The organism is Streptomyces cyaneus (assembly GCF_004028635.1).
GTDB classification, from domain to species: Bacteria; Actinomycetota; Actinomycetes; order Streptomycetales; family Streptomycetaceae; genus Streptomyces; species Streptomyces cyaneus.
Genome location: NZ_RQJW01000020.1, coordinates 134,965 through 153,736, shown reverse-complemented (window position 1 = coordinate 153,736; position 18,772 = coordinate 134,965). Strand labels below are relative to the sequence as shown.

At 70.9% G+C, this 18,772-nt stretch carries 15 protein-coding genes; 10 read left to right on the top strand and 5 right to left on the bottom strand.

All coding sequences use genetic code 11. From position 1 onward, the window contains the following. The first annotated feature begins 264 nt into the window (after window positions 1–264). Together EHO50_RS40350 and EHO50_RS46210 are read left to right on the top strand one after the other, a co-directional pair. Window positions 265–1,893, top strand: coding sequence for a thiamine pyrophosphate-binding protein (locus EHO50_RS40350; RefSeq protein ID WP_128436830.1), 1,629 nt, complete (start codon window positions 265–267; stop codon window positions 1,891–1,893). 213 nt (window positions 1,894–2,106) lie between these two features. Then, on the top strand, window positions 2,107–2,283 hold the full coding sequence (locus EHO50_RS46210; protein ID WP_425472362.1) for a hypothetical protein: 177 nt from the start codon (window positions 2,107–2,109) through the stop codon (window positions 2,281–2,283). On the opposite strand, the gene EHO50_RS40335 is transcribed toward EHO50_RS46210, so the two are convergent. Then, entirely contained in the window at window positions 2,260–2,979 is a 720-nt protein-coding gene (locus EHO50_RS40335) for a MerR family transcriptional regulator (RefSeq protein ID WP_164905085.1), read from the bottom strand. The two genes, EHO50_RS46210 and EHO50_RS40335, sit on opposite strands and share 24 nt — an antisense overlap. Before the next feature lie 228 nt (window positions 2,980–3,207). Between EHO50_RS40335 and EHO50_RS40330 the strand changes: the two genes are divergently transcribed. Genes EHO50_RS40330 through EHO50_RS40320 form a run of 3 tightly spaced genes read left to right on the top strand, consistent with a single transcriptional unit; the run spans window position 3,208 to window position 6,158 of the window. Further along, on the top strand, window positions 3,208–4,674 hold the full coding sequence (locus EHO50_RS40330) for an amino acid permease (protein WP_128436828.1): 1,467 nt from the start codon (window positions 3,208–3,210) through the stop codon (window positions 4,672–4,674). Between the two features lie 34 nt (window positions 4,675–4,708). Beyond that, the gene (locus tag EHO50_RS40325; RefSeq protein WP_128436827.1) at window positions 4,709–5,197 is read left to right on the top strand and encodes a macro domain-containing protein; all 489 of its coding nucleotides are present in this window, start codon (window positions 4,709–4,711) and stop codon (window positions 5,195–5,197) included. Between the two features lie 58 nt (window positions 5,198–5,255). Then, a complete protein-coding gene (locus EHO50_RS40320) occupies window positions 5,256–6,158 on the top strand; it encodes a PfkB family carbohydrate kinase (RefSeq protein ID WP_128436826.1) in 903 nt (300 codons plus the stop codon). 30 nt (window positions 6,159–6,188) lie between these two features. Here EHO50_RS40320 and EHO50_RS40315 read toward each other — a convergent pair whose 3' ends face one another. Further along, complete coding sequence (locus EHO50_RS40315; RefSeq protein WP_181449785.1) at window positions 6,189–7,724, bottom strand: M1 family metallopeptidase; 1,536 nt, start codon at window positions 7,722–7,724, stop codon at window positions 6,189–6,191. A gap of 208 nt (window positions 7,725–7,932) precedes the next feature. Here EHO50_RS40315 and EHO50_RS40310 point away from each other — a divergent pair, with 208 nt between their 5' ends. From EHO50_RS40310 to EHO50_RS40300, 3 genes are all read left to right on the top strand, one after another. Next, the gene (locus tag EHO50_RS40310) at window positions 7,933–9,888 is read left to right on the top strand and encodes a Xaa-Pro dipeptidyl-peptidase (RefSeq protein WP_128436825.1); all 1,956 of its coding nucleotides are present in this window, start codon (window positions 7,933–7,935) and stop codon (window positions 9,886–9,888) included. After that, complete coding sequence (locus tag EHO50_RS40305; RefSeq protein ID WP_128436824.1) at window positions 9,885–11,156, top strand: M14 family metallopeptidase; 1,272 nt, start codon at window positions 9,885–9,887, stop codon at window positions 11,154–11,156. Before EHO50_RS40310 ends, EHO50_RS40305 begins: the two co-directional genes overlap by 4 nt. Before the next feature lie 88 nt (window positions 11,157–11,244). Then, window positions 11,245–12,948, top strand: coding sequence for a BCCT family transporter (locus EHO50_RS40300; protein WP_128436823.1), 1,704 nt, complete (start codon window positions 11,245–11,247; stop codon window positions 12,946–12,948). 21 nt (window positions 12,949–12,969) lie between these two features. Here the strand turns inward: EHO50_RS40300 and EHO50_RS40295 are convergent, their stop codons facing one another. Further along, window positions 12,970–13,920 (bottom strand): FAD-dependent oxidoreductase, encoded by a 951-nt coding sequence (locus EHO50_RS40295; protein WP_128436822.1) that lies wholly within the window; start codon window positions 13,918–13,920, stop codon window positions 12,970–12,972. 66 nt (window positions 13,921–13,986) lie between these two features. On the opposite strand from EHO50_RS40295, the gene EHO50_RS40290 reads away from it, so the two are divergent. After that, window positions 13,987–15,012, top strand: coding sequence for an oxidoreductase (locus EHO50_RS40290; RefSeq protein WP_128436821.1), 1,026 nt, complete (start codon window positions 13,987–13,989; stop codon window positions 15,010–15,012). A 171-nt stretch (window positions 15,013–15,183) separates the two neighbouring features. Further along, entirely contained in the window at window positions 15,184–16,827 is a 1,644-nt protein-coding gene (locus EHO50_RS40285; RefSeq protein ID WP_128436820.1) for an ABC-F family ATP-binding cassette domain-containing protein, read from the top strand. A gap of 51 nt (window positions 16,828–16,878) precedes the next feature. On the opposite strand, the gene EHO50_RS40280 is transcribed toward EHO50_RS40285, so the two are convergent. After that, window positions 16,879–18,060 (bottom strand): serine hydrolase domain-containing protein, encoded by a 1,182-nt coding sequence (locus tag EHO50_RS40280; RefSeq protein ID WP_128436819.1) that lies wholly within the window; start codon window positions 18,058–18,060, stop codon window positions 16,879–16,881. Window positions 18,061–18,136: 76 nt separating this feature from the next. Beyond that, on the bottom strand, window positions 18,137–18,724 hold the full coding sequence (locus EHO50_RS40275; RefSeq protein ID WP_128436818.1) for a putative glycolipid-binding domain-containing protein: 588 nt from the start codon (window positions 18,722–18,724) through the stop codon (window positions 18,137–18,139). Window positions 18,725–18,772 lie beyond the last annotated feature (48 nt).

The following is an 18,772-nucleotide window of genomic DNA, read 5'->3' as shown; positions in this document are numbered from 1 at the left end:
CCTCAAACGCCGGACGGGCTGGGTAAATCAGCCCCTCCGGCGTTTGAGGAGCGGGGGTCCAGGGGGCGGAGCCCCCTGGCGGGGTCGAAGGGGCGGAGCCCCTTCAAGGACGGGAAGGGTAGGGGCGGCGGGGGCGAGTAACCGCCCGGTGTACCCCCACGTACCGCTGAGCGACACGCACCCCTTGCCACCCGCCCCGCCGCCCCGGACGCTGGTCGGCGAAGTGTGAACCCCTCCCGGCCCGTCCCCCCCAAGGAGCGCTCCATGGGATCCCGCCCCGCCCTCGCCCTGCTGGACATCCTGCGCAGCGAGGGCGTGGACCGCGTCTTCGGCAACCCGGGAACCACCGAACTCCCCTTCCTGGCAGCGCTCTCGCAGACAGACGACGCCCCCGAATACGTCCTCGGCATCCACGAGGGCGCCGTCGTCTCCATGGCCGACGGCTACGCCCGCGGCACCGGCCGCCCCGCCTTCGTGAGCCTGCACATCGCAGCCGGCCTGGCCAACGGCCTGATCGGCCTGCTCAACGCCCGCCGCTCCCGCACCCCCCTCGTGGTGACGGCCGGCCAGCAGGACCGCCGCCACCTCCAGCAGGACCCGATGCTCTCGGGCGACCTGACGGGCCTCGCGGCCCCCGCGGTGAAGGCGACGTTCGACGTCCAGCACGCCCGCGACCTCCCGCTAGCCCTGCGCCGCGCCTTCGCGCTCGCCGTACGGCCGCCCGCAGGGCCCGTGTTCCTCTCCGTCCCGATGGATCTCCTCGGCGAGGACACCGAGGTCGAGGTCCCGGCCCGTACCCCCACACCCGCACCGGGACCGGCCGCGGGCCTGGAACGCGCCGCCCTCCTGCTCGGCGACGCCACCCGCCCCGCGATCGTCGCCGGCGACGGCGTGGGCCGCGAGGATGCCCTAGGCGCGCTCATACGCACGGCGGAGGCCTGCGGCGCCACCGTCCACCACCAACCGATGGCCGACTGCCTGAACTTCCCGACCACGCACCCCCTCCACGCCGGGATGCTGCCCCCGCGCCACGACGCCATCCGCACCGCGCTCGCCACGCACGACACCGTGCTGATCGCCGGCGCGCACGCCTTCACCCCGCATCACTACACGCCCGGCCCCGCCCTGCCGCCCGGACTCACCGTCGTACAACTCGACTCCGACCCGGACGAGATCGGCCGCAACTTCCCCGCCGACACCGGCCTCGTCGGCGCCCTCGCCCCCTCCCTGCACCGCCTCGCCGAACTGCTCCACGACCGCGTACCCGACCACACCGCCAAGTCCCGCATCCTGCACGCGGGCGAACAGCACGCCGCCGAGCGCGACCGTGCCGAGGCCGCGGCCCGCGCCGCCTACTCCCAGGCGCCACTCGCCCCCTGGGCCGCCGCCCACGCCGTGGCCCGTGGTCTGCCGCCCGACGCCGTGGTCGTCGAAGAGGCCATCACTGTCGGCCTGTTGTTACGCCGCCTCGTCCGCCTCGACCGACCCGGCAGCTACACCCACACCGTCGGCGGCGGCCTCGGCTGGGGCATCGGCGCCGCCGTGGGCCGAGCGCTCGCCGAACCGGGCCGGCCGGTGGTCGCCGTCCTGGGCGACGGCTGCACGCTGTTCGGCCTGCAGGGCCTGTGGAGCGCCGCCCGGCAGGCCGCCCCCGTCCTGTTCGTGGTGATGAGCAACGGCGCCTACCGCACCCTCCAGGACACCTACGAGTCGATGGGCGGCCAGGGCGTCTGCCCGGGCACCGAGCTGGGGCACCTGGACTTCACCCAGGCCGCGGGCTTCTTCGGCGTCGACGCGGTACGGGCGCAGAGCGCGACCCATCTGCACGAACTGGTCGCCGGGGCGGGGAGGTTGACCCGGCCGCTCTTGGTCGACGTGCCCCTGCGCTCATGACGACACCCCACGCCCTTGTGGCGCCGACCCACACACGCGTGCCGAGGGCCCACCACGCCCACGCAGACGACCCACCGCACCCATACCCACGAATGGGTGACGTACAGGACCGCGATGCCGCGTCCGGTGAGGGTGCGCAGGACTCGTTCGAGGCGGTCGACGGCGGCGGCCGGGAGGGCGGACGTCGGCTCGTCGAGGGCCAGGAGCTTCGGCGTGCGCAGCAGAGCCCGTGCGATCTCCGTCAACTGCTGCGTCCGTGGCCGGCACGCCGCAAGTCGGACCCAGGTGCCGTCGGACCTCGTGTCGACGCTGCTGTACGTCGTCGACGAGGGCAGTGGCTTCCTGACCGGGCAGACCCTCAGCGTGTCAGGCGGATCCGCGTTCCTCTGAGATGCCGCCCAGCCACTCCCGCAGGTCTTCGCGCAGCGAGCGCTGAAACGTCGTCAGCAGGGCCTGTACCACCACGGGTTGCATATAAGCGGAGAGCGACTTCACGTCCTGCGCGGTGCGCTGGGCCACCTCGCCGCGGAAGAGCTGCGACAGTTCGTGCGCGGCGGCCCGCGCATGCTCGATGAGGACATTGCGCGCGGCGAGGATCGCCTCCTGCGACAGCGGTACGTCCAGCAGCCCGACCCCGAGCCGCAGCAGCCCGAGGTCAACGCGGTAATGGGTGTCGTCGACCTCGATGACACCCATCGCGGCCAGCCGCTCCACGTCGTCGTCGCCGAGCGCCCGCCCGGCCCGCCGCTCCAGCTCCGCCCGCGTCACCGTCTCCACGGCCTCCGGCGCCCAGGAGGCCACCACGGCCCGGTGAATGGCGAGGTCATGGGCGTCCAGATCGGGTGGCAGCTGCTGCACATACCGTTCGATGGCCGCCAGCGTCATGCCCTGCTGCTGCAACTCCTCGATGAGCGCCAGCCGGGCCAGATGCTCGCGCCCGTAGTGCCCCACTCTGCGCGGACCGATCACCGGGGGCGGCAGCAGCCCCTTGGTGCCGTAGAACCGCACCGTGCGGACTGTCACACCCGCCCGCGCGGCCAGTTCGTCGATCGTGAGGGTCGGCCCCTCGGTGGTGTCGGTCGTCATGTGCAGCAGTATCGCTGTCTCACCAGTGCTGTGACACCTCCCGAGGCCCATGGGACGGTGCGGGACCGCCGTGTGAGAAGTAACGCTCTGTGACATGCGCCACCGCATGAGCCGCATCCCTGGGGGAAGGTGACCCCTTGGTCTGCGCCTTTACCGAGGGCGCAGGCCATACGTACGTCCGGACACCCGAGCGCGACCCGCTCGGGCGCACCAGAGAGTGGTACCCCCGTGAGCAAGGACGCCGTGAACACGGCAGTGGCCGCACCCCGTACCGACGCGGCCTCGATGCCCGCGGACGCGGGCGACGCCGGTTACAGCAAGGACCTCAAGGCCCGCCACGTCAACATGATCGCCATCGGCGGGGCCATCGGCACCGGCCTCTTCCTCGGCGCCGGCGGCCGCCTCCACAACGCGGGCCCGGCGCTGGCGATCGCCTACCTGGTCTGCGGCATCTTCGCCTTCTTCGTGGTGCGGGCACTCGGCGAGCTCGTGCTCTACCGCCCCTCGTCCGGCTCCTTCGTGTCGTACGCGCGCGAGTTCCTCGGCGAGAAGGGCGCCTATGTCGCCGGCTGGATGTACTTCCTGAACTGGTCGACGACCGGCATCGCCGACATCACCGCGATCGCGCTCTACACGCACTACTGGAGCCTGTTCACCGACATCCCGCAGTGGGTGCTGGCCCTGATCGCCCTGGCGGTGGTCCTGGCGGTGAACCTGATCTCGGTGAAGATCTTCGGCGAGATGGAGTTCTGGTTCGCGATCATCAAGGTCGCCACGCTGGTGGCCTTCATGTTCGTCGGCATCTTCCTGCTCGCCACTCAGCACGAGGTGGGCGGCACGACGCCCGGCCTGAGCGTGATCACCGACAACGGCGGCGTCTTCCCGCACGGCATGATGCCCGTCGTCCTGGTCATGCAGGGCGTGATCTTCGCGTACGCCGCGCTGGAGCTGGTCGGCGTCGCCGCGGGCGAGACCGCCGAGCCGGAGAAGGTCGTCCCGCGCGCGGTGAACTCGATCATGTGGCGCGTCGGCCTCTTCTACGTCGGCTCGGTCGTCCTCCTGGCCCTTCTCCTGCCCGGCTCGGTGTACTCGGCCGACGAGAGCCCCTTCGTCACGGTCCTGTCGAAGATCGGCGTCGAGGGCGCGGGCGACGTGATGAACCTCGTGGTCCTGACGGCGGCGATGTCCTCCCTCAACTCCGGCCTGTACTCCACGGGCCGCATCCTGCGCTCGATGGCGATGGCGGGCTCGGCCCCGAAGTTCACCGCCCGCATGAACCGCAGCCAGGTGCCCTACGGCGGCATCCTGCTCACCTGCGCGGTGTGCGTGCTCGGCGTCGGCCTGAACTACGCCATGCCCAGCCAGGCCTTCGAGATCGTGCTGAACGTCGCCTCCCTCGGCATCATCTCGACCTGGGTGATCATCATGATCTGCCACCTGATCTTCGTCCGCCGCGCCAAGGCGGGCCTGGTGGCCCGGCCCTCCTTCCGCCTCCCCGGCAGCCCGGTCACCGAGATCGTGACGATCGCCTTCCTGCTGTCCGTGCTCGCCCTGATGTGGAACGACCCCGAGGTCGGCCGCAAGACCCTCCTCCTCATCCCGGTCATCGCGGCGATGCTGGTGGGCGGCTGGTACGCGATCCGACGCCGGGTCGCGAAGGCGGCGGACCAGGAGCTGACCCAGTTCACGAAGTAGAGCCACTGTCAGTGGCAGCACCTACGGTGGCGTCATGTCGGAGATCACGTATGTCCGGGGTGACGCCACCGTTCCGTCGGTGAAGGGCGTCAAGGTGATCGCCCATGTCTGCAACGACATAGGGGGATGGGGGAAGGGCTTCGTCCTGGCCATATCGCGCCGCTGGCCGGAACCGGAGAAGTCCTACCGCGCATGGCACCGCGAGCGGGCCTCGAACGACTTCGGGCTGGGCGCGGTCCAGTTCGTCCAGGTCGAGCCGTACGTCTGGGTCGCCAACATGGTCGGGCAGCGCGGCATCCGCACGGGGAGCAAGGGGGTCCCCGTGCGCTACGAGGCGATCGACACGGCGCTGGGACGGCTGGCGGACAAGGCGACCGAACTCGGCGCGTCCGTGCACATGCCGCGGATAGGGTGCGGGTTGGCCGGCGGCAAGTGGTCCCGCGTCGAGCCGATGATCGCCGAGCGGCTTGTGCGGCGCGGGATCGCCGTCACCGTCTATGACCATGGGGAGCGCGGGAGTTGAGCCGCGAACGTGTACGACCAAGGGGTGGGAAGGTGTACGGCCAAGGGGTGGGTCGGGATTGAGCCGTGATATCGACGTCCTCGTGCTGGGCGGCGCGGGCGTGGACACCATCGTGTACGTCCCCGAGCTGCCGCTCCCGTACGCCGACAGCTACATGATCGACAGTGGGATCCATGCCCGCGCCGGTCAGACCGGGGATTTCGTGGCCGCCGGTCTGAGCAGCCTTGGCCTGCGCACCCACCACATCGACTTCCTCGGTGACGATCCCGAGGGCGACCTCGTCCGAGCCCTGCACCGCGAGCACGGCATCGCCCTGACCGCGATCCCGCAGCCGGCCGGCACCAAGCGCGCGGTGAACCTGGTCGGGCCGGACGGACGGCGGCTGTCCCTGTACGACATCAGCAGGGGGTACCCGGACGACCGGTTCCCCGAAGACACGCTGCGGACCCTCGCCGGGGCCAGCCGTCACGCGCATGTGTCGATCACCCACCCCGGCACCCACGCCCTGCCCGCCCTCCGCGAGGCCGGCGTCACGCTCTCCACCGACCTGCACAACTGGGACGGGGAGAACCCGTACCACGAACCGTTCGCGTACACGGCCGACGTGGTGTTCCTCTCCGCGGCCGCCTTGACCGACCCGGAGCGGACCATGCGCCGCATCGCCGAGCGGGGGAGGGCCGAGGTGGTCGTCGCCACCGCCGGAGCCGAGGGCGCGTACCTCCTGACCGACGGCGTGGTCACACACGTTCCCACGGTGACCCCGCCGGCACCGGTGGTCGACTCCAACGGCGCCGGCGACGCCTTCGCGGCAGCCTTCCTCTACGGCAGGCTGTCCGGCGAGCCACCGCACCGGTGCGCTCTGTACGGTGCGGTGGCCGGCGCCCACGCCTGCACGGTGCCGTCGACGGAGACGGACACGATAGGCCTGAGCGAACTACTCAGGCGCGCTGCGACGCCCTGAAGGGACGCGGGGCTGTGTCGAGCGGCGCGCTCAGTGCTCGTGCTCGTCCTCGTGCTGCTTGCCGCGCCCGGCCCCATGGTCATGCACGCCATTCGTCGCCGCGATCTTCTGCCACGACTTCGGCCGCACCGGAGCCGTCGAAGCCTTCGCGATCGACGCCGCCCGGGCCGTGGGCGCCGACGGCTTCGACGGCTGGAACAGCCACGTGTCGAAGAGCGCCGCCAGCGGCTGCCCGGACACCTCCTCGGCGTACCGCTGGAAGTCGGCGACCGAAGCGTTGCCGTAGGCGTACTTCTGCGTCCAGCCCTTGAGGATGGCGAAGAACGCCTCGTCCCCGATCTCGTTGCGCAGCGCCTGCAGAGCCAGCGCACCCCGGTCGTAGACGGCGATGTGGAACTGCTTCTCCGGCCCCGGGTCACCGGGCTTGACCGTCCAGAACGGATCGTCGGCCGCACGCGAGGCGTACACGTAGTCGGCGATCTCCTGCGCCGTCCCCTCGCCCTCGTGCTCCGACCACAGCCACTGCGCGTACCGCGCGAAGCCCTCGTTGACCCAGATGTCCTTCCAGTCCTTCACGGACACCAGGTCGCCGTACCACTGATGGGCCAGCTCATGGACGACGACGGAGGTGTTCGACCCGTTCGCGAAGTTCGCCGGGCTGTAGAACGGCCGGGTCTGCGTCTCCAGCGCGTACCCGGTGTCGGTGTTCGGCACATACCCGCCGAGCGCGTTGTAGGGGTACGGCCCGAAGTACTCGCTCAGCCAGTCGGCGATCTCCCCGGTCCGCTCGATGCTCGCCTTCGCCGCACCGGTCTTGTCGCCCAGCTCCTTGCTGTAGGCGTTGATGACCGGAATGCCGCTCTCGCTCGTCCCCGTGGTGACGTCGAACTTGCCGACCGCGAGCGTGGCGAGATACGTCGCCTGAGGCTTGTTCGAGCGCCAGTTGTAGCGGGTCCAGCCGAGCCGTGAACTCGTCGACTGCAGCGTGCCGTTGGAGATGGCCTGCGTGCCGTCGGGCACGAGCACGGAGACGTCGTACGTCGCCTTGTCGAGCGGGTGGTCGTTGCTCGGGAACCACCACCAGGCGGCCTCGGGCTCGTTCGCCGCGACACCGCCGTCCGGGGTGCGGTGCCAGCTGGTGAAGCCGTACGCCTTCTTCGACGACGGCACACCGCGGTAGCGCACGACGACCGTGATGGCCGTGCCCTTGGCCAGCGGGCTCTTCGGTGTGATCTCCAGTTCGTGTTCGCCCGACGTCGCGAAGGACGCCTTGGCGCCGTTGACCCGGACCTCGCTGACATCCAGCAGAAAGTCCAGATTGAAGCGGGACAGATCCTGCGTGGTCCTCGCCAGCAGGGTCGCCGTACCCTCCAACTCGTCCGTGGCCGGCTGGTACTTCAGCCGGAGGTCGTAGTGGGAGACGTCGTATCCGCCGTTGCCGTAGGCCGGGTAGTAGGGGTCGCCGATGCCCGGAGCGCCGGGGGAGTGGCTCGCGGCCGACGCCGGGATCGCCAGCATCAAAGAGGCGGCTGCGAGCGCGCCCGGCGCCATGATTCTGCGGTGCACGAAAGCTCCAAGTCGTAGGGGCCCGAAGTCTGTCCGGAGCCTATTCACCACCTGTGCCTCCGGTGTGTCCATGACCACTGCTGTCACACGATCGCCATTCGGCCGACATCAGCCGACCCGCCCCAGGGGCGTTTATCAGCCACGCGAGACCTCATGGGTCATCAGCCCCCCTCTTCTGCACGGGAGTTGACCGATGTACCGTCCGCGCATGCCGATACGCATGCGCTTCACGATCTGGAGACCGCTCGCGACAGTGGCCACGGCTGCCCTGATGGCCACGTTCCTGACGCCCGCGACGGCGCACGCCGCCGCGCGGGAGAGCAGACCCGTCTACTCGTACGACAACGCCATCCGCGAGGCCGTATGGGTGGACACCGGACTCGACCACGACCGCGACGGAAAGACCGACCGCGTCGCCGTCGACATCGTCCGCCCCCGGGAGGCGGCTCGGCAGGGCCGCAAGATACCCGTCATCATGGACGCCAGCCCGTACTACTCCTGCTGCGGGCGCGGCAACGAGGGCCAGAAGAAGACGTACGACGCCAACGGGAACGTCGTGCAGATGCCGCTGTTCTACGACAACTACTTCGTGCCCCGCGGCTACGCCTTCGTCGGCGTCGACCTCGCCGGCACCAACCGCTCCGACGGCTGCGTGGACGTCGGCGGCCGCTCCGACATCCTCTCCGCGAAGGCCGTCGTCGACTGGCTGAACGGTCGCGCCAAGGCGTACACGACCCGCACCGGCCCCACCAAGGCCAAGGCGGCGTGGACCAACGGCCGCACCGGCATGATCGGCAAGAGCTGGGACGGCACCATAGCCAACGGCGTCGCCGCCACCGGGGTCGAGGGCCTGAAGACCATCGTCCCGATCAGCGCCATCTCCTCCTGGTACGACTACTACTTCCAGCAGGGCGCCCCGCTGTACGACTCCGGCCCCGACTGGCTCTCCGACTACGTCGAGAGCCCCGACGCTCGCGCCAAGTGCGGCGCGGTCCAGCAGATGATCGTCGACGGGGCCCCGCGCACCGGCGACTGGACGCCGCTGTGGACCGAGCGTGACTACGTGAAGGACGCCCGCAAGGTCAAGGCCAGCGTTTTCGCGATCCACGGCATGCAGGACCTCAACGTCCGTATGAAGCACCTCGGCCAGTGGTGGGACGCCCTGGCGAAGCACGGCGTCGAGCGCAAGATCTGGCTCTCCCAGACCGGCCACGTCGACCCCTTCGACTTCCGCCGCGCGGACTGGGTCGACACCCTGCACCGCTGGTTCGACCACGAACTCCTCGGCTACGACAACGGCATCGACCGCGAGCCGATGGCCGACATCGAACGCCACCCCGACCAGTGGGTCACCTCCCAGGCCTGGCCGCCGCGCGGCACCGACACCACCACCCTGCGCCCCGCCAAGGGCACCCAGGCCGGCGTCGGTACCCTCGGCCTGCGCACGGGCAACGGCACCGAGGCCTTCACCGACGACCCGCAGCACAGCGAGACCGACTGGGCCGCGCACATCGACCAGCCCACCCCCGACAAGGCGGGCTTCGTGACCGGGCCGCTCACCCGCGACCTGCGTCTGTCCGGCTCCTCCGAGGTCACCGTCACCGCGACCCCGACCACCTCGACGGCCCACCTCTCCGCCGTCCTGGTCGACCTCGGCCCCGACACCATCCGCGACTACGCGACCAGCGGCGAGGGCATCAGCACGCTCACCGACCGCACCTGCTGGGGCGTCAGCACCGCCGGTGACAGCGCCTGCTTCAAGGAGACCAAGGCCAAGACCGCCGACGTCGACTACACGGTCGTCAGCCGCGGCTGGGCCGATCTGGGCAACTACGCCTCGGATCTGAAGGGCGTACCGCTCACCCCGGGTAAGCCGTACACCATCACCCTCGACCTGGCGGCCACCGACCACGTGGTCCCGGCGGGTCACCGCCTCGCCCTGATCATCGCGGGCACGGACAAGGACCTGATCGATCCTCCGTCGACCAAGCCGACCCTCACCCTCGATCTCTCCCGTACGAAGGCCCGCGTCCCGCTGGTCGGCGGTGCCCCCGCCTTCGCACGCGCCACGGCGGGCTCCGTGTCCGTGGCTCCCCAGGCCACGCCCCTCGACGGCGTGACCGCACCCCGCAGCATCCACCGCATCCCGGAGGGAGGCCAGTGACCCGTATCCGAACCGTCACCCTCGTCGCGGCGGCCCTCGCCGCATCCCTCGTCGCCGTACCGGCCCACGCCGCCGACTCCCCGCCCCGCACCGGCTTCGAGCAGTCGAACGGCGCCGGCTGGACCGGGGAAACCGAGGAACAGGACTTCCTCGCGGCCGTCGACAAGGCGAGCGACCGGGTCTCCGTCGCCCGCATCGGTACGACGAAACAGGGCCGCCCGCTCCAACTGGTCCGCATCGGCACCGGCCCCACCCCGAACAAGGTGCTGCTCATCTGCAGCCAGCACGGCGACGAACCCTCCGGCCGCGAGGCCTGCCTGTCCACCGTCCGCGACCTGGCCTACGCGAAGGACCGCCAGACCCGGCGCTTCCTGGAGCGCACCACCCTGCTGGTCGTGCCCACCGCCAACCCCGACGGCCGGGCCGCCGACACCCGCGGCAACAGCGACGGCGTGGACATCAACCGCGACCACATCGCGCTGCGGACCGCCGAAGGGCGCGCCATGGCCGCGGTCATCCGCGACCAGCGCCCCGACGTGGTCTACGACCTGCACGAGTACGGCGCCACACCGCAGTACTACGACAAGGACCTGTTCGACCTGTGGCCCCGCAACCTCAACACGGACGGCCACGTCCACGACGAGGCACAGGCCCTGTCCCACTCGTACGTACGCCCCGCCGCCACGGGCGCCGGCTACTCGACCGGCACGTACGGCATCTGGACCGACCCGGTCACCGGCGATCCGATCCGGCAGGTCGCCGGTGACGGCCAGGAACGCATCCTGCGGAACATGTCCGGCGTCAAGCACTCGGTGGGCCTGCTCATCGAGAGTCGCGTCGACCCGCTCACCGATGAGGAGAAGGCGGACGAGGCGCTGAACAACCGGCGCCGGGTGAGCTCCCAACTCGCCGCGCTGGACGGCCTGTTCGAGTTCACCGACGCCCGCCGCGGCCGGATCGAGGTGGCGACCGGCACGGCCCGGCTCGCCGGCTACGCCGACACCGGACCCGTCTACCTCGGCGGCGCCGACAACGACCCGCCCGAACCTGCCGAGGTGATCCAGGACCCGCCCTGCGGGTACCGGCTCACCCCCGACCAGTACACGCAGGTGAGGGACGAACTCGCCCTGCACGGAGTGAAGGCGAAGGCGACCGTCACGGGCGCCCTGGTCCCGCTCCGCCAGTCCCTGCGCGCCCTCGTCCCGCTGCTCCTCGACGAACGCGCCCCGTATCACCTCACAGCCGGTGAGCCCGACACCGACTGCTGAAACGGCTGCGTTCGACGGGTTCTGTGGTAGGCCCTGGGAGACGATGTGGAACCGGCGTATCCACTGTTTCCAGGGGAAGGTGCCGCAGATGACTGAAGATCTCAAGAAGCGGGGTGGCCGGGAAGGTCCTCCGGACGTTTCCGGCCATCCGAGCACGGACCGCGTGGTGTTCGGCGTCACCGCCGCCATCACCGTGGCCTTCGTGATCTGGGGCTGGGCGGCCACGGACTCGCTGGAGAGCGTGTCCACGAAGATGCTCGACGGCCTGATCCACAACGGCGGCTGGGCCTTCATGCTCGCCGCCTCGTGCTTCGTGGTCTTCGCGCTGTGGCTCGCGATCAGCCGCTACGGCCGCATCCACCTCGGCGCCGAGGGCGAGGAACCCGAGTTCAAGACCGTCTCCTGGGTCGCGATGATGTTCAGCGCGGGCATGGGCATCGGCCTGATGTTCTACGGCGTCAGCGAGCCGCTCTCGCACTACACGACCCCGCCCCCGGGCACGGACCCCGCCAACTCCGGCGAACGCATGGAGACGGCGATGGCCACCACCCTCTTCCACTGGACGCTGCACCCCTGGGCGATCTACGCGGTGGTCGGCCTCGGCATCGCCTACAGCACCTTCCGCAAGCGCCGGCGCCAGACCATCAGCGCCGTCTTCACCCCGCTGATCGGGGAGAAGCATGCGAACGGCGTCGGGGGACGGGTGATCGACATCCTCGCGATCATCGCCACCGTCTTCGGCTCCGCGGCCTCACTGGGCCTCGGCGCCCTCCAGATCGGCTCCGGGTTCCAGGAGCTGGACTGGATGGACGAGGTCAGCACCGGCCTGCTCGTCACGATCATCGCCGTACTGACCCTGGCCTTCGTGCTCTCGGCCGTCTCCGGCATCGAGCGGGGCATCCAGTGGCTGTCCAACACCAATATGGTGCTCGCCCTGATCCTCGCGGTCTTCGTGTTCATCGCGGGCCCCACGATCATCGTGCTCGACCTGCTGCCCACGTCGATCTTCTCCTATCTGGGCGACCTGCCCCAGCTCGCCGGCCGCACCGAGGCCAGCGGCGGCGAGGGCGTCGCGGACTGGCTCGGCAGCTGGACCGTCTTCTACTGGGCCTGGTGGATCTCCTGGACGCCCTTCGTCGGCATGTTCATCGCCCGCATCAGCCGCGGCCGCACCATCCGGCAGTTCGTCGGCGGCGTCATCCTCGTGCCCAGCACCGTCAGCCTCGTCTGGTTCGCGATCTTCGGCGGTACGGCGATGAAGCTGAAGGAGGGCGGCGCACTCGGCGGCGAGGACACCCCCGAAGGCCAACTCTTCGGCGTCCTTCAGGAGTTCCCCATCGCGACCGCCACCAGCCTGCTCGTGATGATCCTGGTCGGCATCTTCTTCGTCTCGGGAGCCGACGCCGCCTCCATCGTGATGGGCACGCTCTCCCAGAAGGGCGCCCTGGAACCCGGCCGCTTCGTCGTCGTGTTCTGGGGAGTGGTGACCGGGGGCGTCGCCGCCATCATGCTGCTCGTCGGCAGCGGCCAGGGCGACGCGCTCACCGGCCTGCAGAACCTCACCATCCTGGCCGCCGCGCCCTTCGTGCTGGTGATGATCGGCATGTGCGTCGCCCTCATGCGCGATCTGCGCCGGGACCCGGTCATCGTGCGCGGCGAGATGGGCGCCGAGGCCGTCGAGCTCGCCGTGATCGAGGGCCACAAGAGGTTCGACGGCGAATTCGAGATCAAGGTCGGGCCGGGCCCCGGCACCGAGGCGGAGGGCGACCCGCTGGGCCACGACCACGGCTGAGAGCCCGTGAACGGTGCGCACTCAGGAGGAGGCGAGCCCGGCCGCCTCCTCCGCGCACCCCCACGCCACGGTCACACCCGCCCCGCCATGCCCGTAGTTGTGCACCAACACCCGCCCGCCCGGCAGTGGTTCACGCTCCAGCCGTACCGGGTCCCGCCCCGGCCGCAGCCCCACCCGGTGCCCCAGCACCCGCGCCCCCGCGATCTCAGGCCGCAGCGCCGCACACCGCCGTACGATCGCCGCGGCCACCTCCGGATCCGGCTCCGGTGACCAGTCGTCCTCGACCGCGGTACCGCCCAGGAGCAGTCGCCCGGGCTGCGGGAAGTAGTACGCCATCTCCCCGTCGGCGTCGGTCGAGGTCAGCCAGGTGCGGATGCCCGGGTTCTCCACGACGACCAGTTGCCCGCGCACGGGGCGCACGGACGCGTCCGGCACCAGCTCACGAGCGCCGAGTCCCGTGCAGTTGACCACGACCGGCGCCTCGACCTCCCCGAAGCCGGACACCGACCGCGTCTCGATCACACCGCCCGCCTTCAGGAACCGGTCCCGCAGCCACGGCAGAAACGTCGCCATGTCGATCACCGGCAGCCGCGCCCACAGCCCCGAACCGGCGTACTCCTCGGCCGTCGTCGCGCGCAGCCCCGGCAGCCGGGCCGTGGCCCACGCGTCCGCCTCGTCCAGGCTCGCCCCGCCCAGTACGCCTTCGACCATGCGTACGCCGGTCGGCTCGCTGCGCTCCGCCAGCTCCTCGTACACATCCAGGGAGCGCAAGGCCCATGCCCGCGCCAGCGCGAGCGGCTCGATCCGGTACGGCCACCAAAGCGCCCCCGCAACCGCCGAGGTGGTCGCTTCGACGGGATCCCGCGTCCACACCCGTACGCGCGCACCACGTTCGGCCAGCACGAGGGCCGTGGTCAGCCCGATGACACCGCCGCCGACCACCACGACATCGTCCACCTGTTCGCTCCCCATGCCGGGACGTTAGCGGAATATGTCATGCCGTGCTCATATCGGTCCGGTCCTGGGGATACTCACAGCATGTCTGCCGAGTACGCGACCTTCGGCCTGGCACCGGCGATGCGTGCCGGTGGAGTCCTCGCCAACGGTGACTACCAGGTGCACCGGGACTTCGTGGACTTCATCGTCGACGGACGCCCGCTGCTGTTCCAGCTCTCCGACCTCGACGCCGTCTCCCCACTCGCCTCCGACGTCCCGCCCGCCATCTTCACCGCCCAGGTCCGCAGCCTGCTCCTGGAGGCGGACGCCCCGCTTCCGGGCGGCCGGTACGTCATCTACGGCTGCCCGGACTGCGAGGACCTCGCCTGCGGCGCCGTCACCGCGCTCATCGACAAGGTCGGCGACGACTACATCTGGCGGGACTTCGCCTGGCAGACCGACGAACACGCCGACCTGGAGCTCAACGGCTACCACGGCATCGGGCCCTTCCGCTTCCACGGCGCCGAATACCGAGCGGCGCTCGGCTCCCTGCTCGACGGCGCGTCCGAGGCGCCGCGCCGCCGGGTGCTCCTCATCGGCGCCCGCGTCGCCCTCCTGGCCAAGCTCGCCGCCGCCCTGCGCACCATCGGCATCGGCGCCGACATCACTCATGACGTGGGCGGCGTCCCCGCCGACGAGCTGCGTGCCTACGGCGCCGTCGCCTTCGGACGGGCGATCGGACAGGAGCAGCGCACCGCCGTGCGCCGCGCCTTCGCGGACGCCGGAGTCGACGTGGCGTACGTCGACGGCCTCGCGCCGATCGTGCCGTTGCTGGTCGCGCAGATCGAACACGCCCTGGACCGCAGCCCTGCCGAACAGCGCCGGCTGACCCGCCTGGTGGCCGCCGACGGCGAGGCCGGTGTCGAGGTCACCTCCCCCTGCCGGGTCCGCCTCACCGCGTACCGCCTCGACCGCCTGTACCGCACCCACACGCACGAGCTCTTCGACGGCGTCCTGGAAACGGGCCGCCACCGGATCGCGCTGGACACGAAGGCGGTGAAGGGGGAGTCGTTCGTGGTGGCTCGGACGTCGGGGAGCGTGCTGGTGGAGGCGGTTGCGCTCCGCTAGGACCGCCGCGATGGGGTGGGTGCCGCGAGAGGTCGTGGGTCGTCTGCAGGCTCGCTGTGGCTGGTCGCGCAGTTCCCCGCGCCCCTTTGAGGGCGTCGTCCTCCCCGGCGATCTTGCGTGCCGGAAAACCCCGACGCGTCCCGTGCGCCCCGCCCATTAGGATCGCTCCCTGTGACCGCAACCCTCGTCGTCAAGAACCTCGCCGCCGGCCACGGCGACCGTGCCCTGTTCAGTGGGCTCGACCTCGTCGTCGCGCCCGGAGACGTGATCGGCCTGGTCGGGGCCAACGGCGCGGGCAAGTCCACGCTGCTGCGCCTGCTCGCCGGGCTGACCGCGCCGGAGGAGGGCGAGCTGCGGCTGTCCCCGCCGACCGCGACCGTCGGTCACCTCCCGCAGGAGCCGGAGCGGCGCCCGGGCGAGACCGTGCGGGAGTTCCTGGCCCGGCGTACCGGGGTCGCCGAGGCCCAGCGGGCGATGGACGAGGCCACGCAGGCCCTGGTCGACGGAGCGCCCGGCGCGGACGACGCGTACGCGACGAGCCTGGAGCGCTGGCTGGGACTGGGCGGCGCCGACCTCGACGAGCGGGCCGAGGAGGTCGCCGACTCGCTGGGCCTGGCGGTGGACCTGGACCAGCCCATGACGTCCCTGTCGGGCGGCCAGGCGGCGCGCGCCGGACTGGCCTCGCTGCTGCTGTCGCGCTACGACGTCTTCCTCCTCGACGAGCCGACGAACGACCTCGACCTCGACGGCCTGGAGCGCCTGGAACGCTTCGTCGGCGGCCTGCGCGCCGGGACGGTGGTCGTCAGCCACGACCGCGAGTTCCTCACCCGCACGGTCACCAAGGTCCTCGAACTCGACCTCGCCCAACAGCAGATCAACCTCTACGGCGGCGGCTACGCGGCCTACCTGGAGGAGCGCGAGGTGGCCCGCCGGCACGCCCGCGACGACTACGAGGAGTACGCCGACAAGCGCGCCGCCCTCCAGGACCGGGCGCAGATGCAGCGCTCCTGGATGGACAAGGGCGTCAAGAACGCCCGGCGCAAGGCGAACAACGACAACGACAAGATCGGCCGCAAGTTCCGCAGCGAGGCCAGCGAGAAACAGGCCGCCAAGGCCCGCCAGACCCAGCGCATGATCGAGCGCCTGGACGTCGTCGAGGAGCCGCGCAAGGAGTGGGACCTGCGCATGGAGATCGCGTCGGCACCGCGCTCGGGCGCCGTGGTCGCGACCCTGCGGGACGCCGAGGTACGACGCGGAGACTTCACCCTCGGCCCGGTGTCCCTGCAGATCGACTGGGCCGACCGGGTGGCGGTCACGGGCGCCAACGGCGCGGGCAAGTCGACGCTGCTCGGCGCCCTGCTGGGCCGCGTCCCCCTGACCGCGGGACAGGCGACGCTCGGCTCGGGCGTCCTGATCGGCGAGGTCGACCAGGCCCGCAAGCTGTTCCACGGCGACGAGTCCCTGCTGGATGCCTTCTGCGCGGCGGTCCCGGACACGGAACCGGTCGAAGTCCGCACTCTCCTGGCCAAGTTCGGCCTCAAGACGGACCACGTCGTGCGCTCGGCCGCCACTCTCTCCCCGGGCGAACGCACCCGCGCGGCCCTCGCCCTCCTCCAGGGCAAGGGCGTCAACCTCCTGGTCCTGGACGAGCCCACGAACCACCTCGACCTGCCGGCCATCGAGCAACTGGAATCGGCCCTGGACGCTTACGAGGGCACGCTGCTCCTGGTCACCCACGACCGCCGCATGCTCGACGCGGTCCACGTCACCCGCCGTCTCGAAGTCGCCGACGGCAAGGTGACCGAAGCAAGGTGACCGAAGCAAGGTGACCGAACGCTGAGGCGTGTCCGTCAGCCCTGCCCTCGGTCAGCGCAGCAGCGCGCAGACGAAGTTCTCCTGCACGGCGCGCAGGTTCTGCAGCAGATCGGGCTTGAGGGCCTGGTTGATCTGGGTGGTGACGGAGAAGGTCAGCGACCGGCGCCCGTCCGGCGTGGCGGCGATCAGCTGCGTGTAGCCGAGGGTGTTGCCGGTGTGCCCCAGCACCACGCCGCACCGGGTCGTGTACCGGAAGAGGGCCAGTCCCGCGTCGTTGCGCCCCGGCCCGGCGGGCTCGGACGCCGCCCCGGGGATCCAGCGCCGCTGCTCCCGTACGACGTGGGGGCCGTACAGCCGGCCGCCGACGTAGCCGCGGACGAAGCGGGTCATGTCGACGGGCGTCGACACGACGCCGCCCGACGCCCAGACACCGGACATGCTCAGCACTTCGCTGACGTCCTCCGGAGGCGAGGGCGGGCTCACGTCGTAGCCGTGCAGATAGGGCCTCGGCATCCGGTAGCCCTGCGGCAGGCTCGTGTTGCGCAGGCCCAGCGGCCGGTACACCAATGCCTCCAGCAGACGCTCGTACCGGACGCCGGTCGCCGCTTCCGCCATCAGGGCGACGGCGATGTTGTCGGAGTTGGAGTACTGGTACCGGGAGCCGGGCCGGAACCGCAGCGGCTGGTCGGCGACGTAGTCGAGCAGCCTGCGGGAGTCGAAGCGGTGCCGGGGGTCGGCGCTGACGGTCGCCACGAAAGCCGGGGCCTGCGCGAAGTCGGGCAGTCCGCTGGTGTGGTTCAGCAGCTGGCGCAGCGTCACGGCGCCCCAGGCCCGCGGCAGACGGGGCACCCGCTCGCGCAGGGTGTCGTCCAGACGCAGATATCGGCGGTCGACGAGGGACAGCGCCACCGCGCCGCTGAACGCCTTGGCCACACTGGCGATCCGCATGTGGTCGTACGGGTCGGGCTTACGGCCGGTCTGCAGGTCCGCGACGCCTGCCCGGACGACCCGGCTGCCCCTGCCGTCGCGGAGGACAGCGATGACGCCGGGCGGGCCGCCCGGCGCGCGGACCAGCTCCTCCAGCTGCTGCTGGAGGGTGTCGTCGGGGTGCGGTCCGGGCCGAGTGGCGGCTTCCACGCCCGCCGGGGACAGCAGGACCAGGCAGGCGGCGAAGACGGAGACCGCCCCGAGGCGGGGCCCGAACGGGGTACGGCGGCGGGGTGAGTTGGGCATCGGCACTCCAGGGCGGCGGTGGGCACGCGGATCGGGCGTCCAGCTTCGCCCGCCCGGAGCCGGGCAGCCGATCGTGCTACTGCACATGGCCCAACGGGCCGCCCTCCGCGGATCGGCCGAGCCGCGCGGCCAGGGTCGGGTAGTCGACGACGAGGCCGTCGTCGTCGAACTCGATGTCACTGCGGAAGTCGCCGGAGACGAAACGAATCCGGCCGTGCCCCAGATGCCGATAGGTCTGCCGCGAGGGCAGGACGGCCAGATCCGGCACCGACACCCACGCCATCAGGAACTCCCGCTCCCCGGAGGCCAGATGAAGCCCGTGCCGCAGCACAGGCATCGTGTTGGTGAGCGGGCACAGACCTAGGTCGCAGTCGAGGGCGCCGTCGGCCTCGGGCAGACGCATACCGTTCGCAGTCCAGCGGCCCGCTCCGTCATGCCGTAGATCGAGCGTGCGAACGCCCTGCGCCGACTCGGCGGTGACGTACAGCCGACGCGTCACGAAGGCGTCGGCCGTGTCGAGTTCGTACGAGATCCAGTACGGCTGCGGAACCGTACCGACCGCTCGGCCGCGGGCCCGCAGGGCGTCGCCACCGAGCGAGATCCAGGCGGTCTCGATGCCCCTGCTCTCCGACACTTCCCAGGTGATGACACGCGACCTCGGCATGCCGTCACCCTAGGTGCGAAACGGCCCGGGCTCTCCGTTCCGTACCGG